Genomic DNA, 4,600 nt, shown 5'->3' with positions numbered 1-4,600 from the left:
CGCCCAGCAGAAGATCGTCACCCTCCAGCAGGAGGACCACGCCGAGCACGGCGACTACGAGGCCAGGCTGAAGACCGGTCCCGGCGGCGGACCGCAGCTCCGCGGCGTACCGCTCGGCCGCGGCCTCCGGGTCGTCGCCGTCCGGGCCGTCGGCCGCCGGCATCGCGTGGACCCGCGCCGGGTCGAGCGGGACGCGGTCGAGCAGCGCCTCCCGCGCCCCGGTCTCGTTGCGCTCGGGGTCTCCGGCGGGCAGGAAGCGCTCGTCGCCCCACCACAGGTCGAGCCGGCCCCAGTCGACCGCGTCGCGGGCGGCGGAGGCGGCCAGCGCGGCGAGCACCGCCGTGCCGACGCCACCGCCGGTGAGCACCACCGACGCCGTGCCCCGCGCCGCCTGGGCGTCGGCGATCCGCGTCACGAGCCGGGCCGCGGCCGCCTCGGCGAGCAGGGCCTGGTCGCGGTGGACCAGGACGGCCGGGGCGGTCACGCGTCCCCCGTCCTGCCGCGCCCCTTGCGCGCCGGCTGCTTCGACTGCGCCTGCCCGGCTTCCCCCCGCTTGGCCGTCGCCTGCTTCTTGGGCGGCGCGGTCGCGGCCGCGTCGGACGTCGCCGACACCGGCTCGCTCGCCACGCCCGGCTTCTGCGTCCCGCCCGCCAGGTCCTTGGCGAACCGGGCGGCGGCGTCGCGGTAGACCTCGTCGGGGTCGAGGCGCCGCAGCTCCTCGGCCAGCAGCTCCGCCATCGGACGCCGCATCAGCGACACCTGCCGGTCGGGCTGGCCGGGGCGGCAGAGCGTCGCGACCCGCCCGTCCGGGCGGTCGATCACCAGGTCGCCGCTCGTCGTCGCCAGCCGCACGCCGGTGATGCCGGGGCCCTCGGAGACCGTCCGGTCCACCGGGACGCCGAGCCGGACCGACAGCCACGCCGCCAGCAGCTCCGCACTCGGGGAGTCCGGCTCGGCCATCACCTCGCCCGAGGTGATCTCGTCGTGCTCCTGGTCGAGCGCGGCCGCCAGCAGCGACCGCCAGGAGGTCAGCCGCGTCCAGGTGAAGTCGGTGTCGCCCGGCCGGTAGCCCTCGGCGAGCTGGGCCAGGGTCCCGAGCCGGTCGCGGGCCGCGTAGGCGTCGGTCACCCGGCGCTGCGCCAGCCGGCCCAGCGGGTCCTTGGCGGGCACCTTCGGCACCTTGCCGCCGGGCCACCACGTCACCACCGGGGTGTCGGGCATCAGCAGCGGCACGACGACGGAGTCGGCGTGCTCGGCGAGCGGCCCGTACATGCGCAGCAGCACCGTCTCGCCGGGGCCGGTCTCGCCCATCCGGATTTCGGCGTCGAGCCGCGAGGAGCTGCCCCGCGGGTCGCGGGAGATGACGGTCAGCACCCGGCAGGGGTGCTCGCGCGCCGCCTCGGTCGCGGCGCGCACCGCGTCGTACTGCGCCGACTCGTCCGTCACGATGATCAGTGTGAGCACCATGCCGACGGCCGGGCCGCCCATCAGATGCCGGGACTGCGTCAGCGCGTCCTGGATCTTGCGGGTCGTCGTGCCGGTCAGATCGATGTTCATCTAGAGCCGCCTCCAGGTTCGGCCGTCCCGCGCCATCAGCTCGTCGGCGCTGTCGGGCCCGTAGCCGCCGGACTTGTACTGGTCGAGGCCGCCTCGGCTCGCCCAGTACTCCTCGATCGGGTCGAGGATCTTCCAGGACAGCTCGACCTCCTCCTGCCGGGGGAACAGCGGCGGGTCGCCGATCAGCACGTCCAGCAGCAGCCGCTCGTAGGCCTCGGGCGAGGCCTCGGTGAACGACTCGCCGTAGGCGAAGTCCATGTTGACGTCGCGGATCTCCATCGAGGTGCCGGGCACCTTCGAGCCGAACCGGACCGTGATGCCCTCGTCCGGCTGCACCCGCATCACCAGGGCGTTCTGCCCGAGCTCCTCGGTGTCGGTGTGCGAGAACGGCAGGTGCGGCGCCTGCTGGAACACCATCGCCACCTCCGTCACCCGGCGGCTCAGCCGCTTGCCGGTGCGCAGGTAGAACGGGACGCCCGCCCAGCGGCGGTTGTCGATCTCCAGCTTGACCGCCGCGTAGGTCTCGGTGCGCGAGTCGGCGGGGATGCCCTCCTCCTCCAGGTACCCCTGGACGCTCACGCCGCCCTGCCAGCCCGCCGCGTACTGCCCGCGCGCCGTCGACTGGGCCAGGTCGCCCCGCACCCGCACCGCGGACAGGATCTTGGCCTTCTCGGCGCGGACGGCGTCGGCGCTGAACGAGGTGGGCTCCTCCATCGCGGTGAGCGCCAGCAGCTGGAGCAGGTGGTTCTGGATGACGTCGCGGGCGGCGCCGATGCCGTCGTAGTATCCGGCCCGGCCGCCGATCCCGATGTCCTCGGCCATCGTGATCTGCACGTGGTCGACGAAGGAGCGGTTCCAGATCGGCTCGAACATCGTGTTGGCGAACCGCAGGGCCAGAATGTTCTGCACCGTCTCCTTGCCGAGGTAGTGGTCGATCCGGAAGATCGCCTCCTCGGGGAACACGCGGTGCACGGTGTCGTTCAGCTCCACCGCGGTCTTCAGGTCGCGGCCGAAGGGCTTCTCGATGACGACCCGGCGCCACGAGCCCTCCTTGCGGTCGGCGAGGCCGCTGCGCTGCAGCTGCTCGACGACCTGCGGGAAGAACTTCGGGGGGATCGACAGGTAGAACGCGTAGTTGCCGCCGGTGCCGCGGCTCTCGTCCAGCTCCTTGACCGCCATCGCCAGCGCGTCGAACGCGCCCGGATCGCTGAACTCACCGGGGACGAAGTGCATGCCCTCCATCAGGTGCGTCCACACGTCCTCGCGGAACGGGGTCCGCGCGTGGGCCTTGACGGACTCGTAGGCGATCTGGCGGAAGTCCTCGTTCTCCCAGTCGCGCCGCGCGAATCCCACCAGGGAGAAGCCCGGCGGCAGCAGCCCCCGGTTCGCCAGATCGTAGATCGCCGGGAGGAGCTTCTTGCGCGACAGGTCCCCGGTGACACCGAACAGCACGAGCACGCACGGCCCGGCCACCCGCGGCAGGCGCTTGTCCCGCGGGTCGCGGAGCGGATTGGCTGTGTTGGTCACGTGGCCCCCTCTGATCGCACTGCGCCTTCTTCGACTACTGCTGCAAGCATCCTGCCCCAACTCGTATCGCGGGCCCCAACTTGGAATCGCCCCCTGTCCGGCCACGGTCGTCGCCGGTTCCCGGTGTGAGCGCTCATATGTCTCCTCTGGCGGCGTCGAGCAGCCGGGTCAGCCCCGCCCAGCGGTTCTGCAGGTGGAGCCGGACCACCGGGCGGCCCGCCGCGTGCGCGTCGCGGGCGTCCCCCAGCGCCCGGGCGAGCTGCAGCATGCCGAGCCTGTGGTGCCGGCCGGGGACCGGCACGTCGCGGACGACGTTCCCGGTCACCAGAAGGTAAACGCATCCGTCCGGGTGATCATTTCCGGTCGCGGGCGGCCGCGTGCCCCAGTCCACCCGCACCGGCCGCTCGCAGCGCGCGGCGAGCAGCGCGGCGAGCCGGCGCACCTGCGCGCCCTGGCCGCGCGCCTCGTCCGGGTCGAGGTGGGCGACCAGCACGAGGTGCTCGCCCGGCCCGACCCGTGCGGCCAGCGCGTCCAGCAGCCCGGTGAGCCCGGACGCGCCGGCCAGCGCGGGGACGGTCGTGCGGGCCTCGACCGCCCGGCCGGGGTCGCCGTCGGCGAACAGCGGCTCGCCGGTCCCGTCGTCCAGCGTCATCGGGGCGGGCCGCTCCGCCGCCGCCAGCGGGTCGGCCTCCAGCAGGTAGGACGCCACGGCGGCGGCGTACTCCCACACGACGAGCTGCGCGGCGAGCGGCCCGGCGACCGTGGCGTCGTCCTGGTGCGGGCGGCCGTCGAACGTCAGCAGGAACAGGTCGTCGTCGGGCTGCAGCGGCAGGCCCCCGTCCTGGACGACCGGCACCAGCCGGCCGCGCGCCGCCTCCCGCAGCAGCAGCGCCGCCCACCCGGCGATGCCCGGCAGCGCCGCCGGGTAGCCGCCGAGCACGGCCGTCCGCCGCCCGGCCCGGGCCGCTCCGCCGAGGATGGCGCCGAGCACGAGCCCCGGATTGTGCTCCGGCCGCGTGAGCGACGGCAGGACGGCGGTTGCCTCCTCCAGCAGCGCCCCGACGTCGGCGCCCGCGAGCGCCGCGGGCACCAGCGCGTAGGGGGACAGCGCGCCGAACGCGGTGGGCGCCGGAGCCTCCACCAGCGCGTGCCCCGCCTCCGTCGCGTGCCCCGCCTCCGTCGCGCGCGGCTCGGCGACCGTCACGAACCGCCGCGCGATCCCGGCGGGGGACAGGCCCTCCTCCCGCAGCGCCTCCGCGAACACCTCGCGCAGCGCCTCGGTGGCCGGGTCGCCGCCGGTCACCACGAACGCCGTCCGGTTCAGCCGCTCCGTGTCCTCCCGGAGCCGCAGCGGCGGCCCGGGGTCGGGGCCGTCCAGCACCGTCAGCGAGCCGCGGCCGTCCGGCGCGGGCAGTCCGCGGGTCGAAACGCTGCGGGAGCACGGGTACGAGCCGCTGCCGGTCGACCTGTCGGAGCTGCGCAAGGCGGGCGGCGGGCCGAAGTGCTGCACACTGGA

Annotated in this window: 4 protein-coding genes; all 4 read right to left on the bottom strand. The window is 74.7% G+C overall.

Features of this window, described 5'->3' with window-relative positions; translation table 11 throughout:
* Positions 1–484, bottom strand: a 484-nt coding sequence (locus AB0K37_RS40340; RefSeq protein ID WP_363991039.1) for a 6-phosphogluconolactonase, incomplete at its 3' end; no start/stop codon positions are given.
* Positions 481–1,557, bottom strand: a complete 1,077-nt coding sequence (opcA, locus tag AB0K37_RS40335; RefSeq protein ID WP_363991036.1) for a glucose-6-phosphate dehydrogenase assembly protein OpcA — start codon at positions 1,555–1,557, stop codon at positions 481–483. The genes opcA and AB0K37_RS40340, both read right to left, overlap by 4 nt.
* Entirely contained in the window at positions 1,558–3,084 is a 1,527-nt protein-coding gene (gene zwf / locus AB0K37_RS40330; RefSeq protein WP_363991033.1) for a glucose-6-phosphate dehydrogenase, read from the bottom strand. It abuts the gene before it with no gap.
* A 133-nt stretch (positions 3,085–3,217) separates the two neighbouring features.
* On the bottom strand, positions 3,218–4,600 hold a 1,383-nt coding region (locus AB0K37_RS40325), incomplete at its 5' end, for a glucose-6-phosphate isomerase (RefSeq protein ID WP_363991030.1).

Origin of the sequence: Actinomadura sp. NPDC049753, from assembly GCF_040674655.1 — a bacterium.
Taxonomy (GTDB): Bacteria; Actinomycetota; Actinomycetes; order Streptosporangiales; family Streptosporangiaceae; genus Spirillospora; species Spirillospora verrucosospora.
This window is presented reverse-complemented; position numbering and strand designations above follow the sequence as displayed.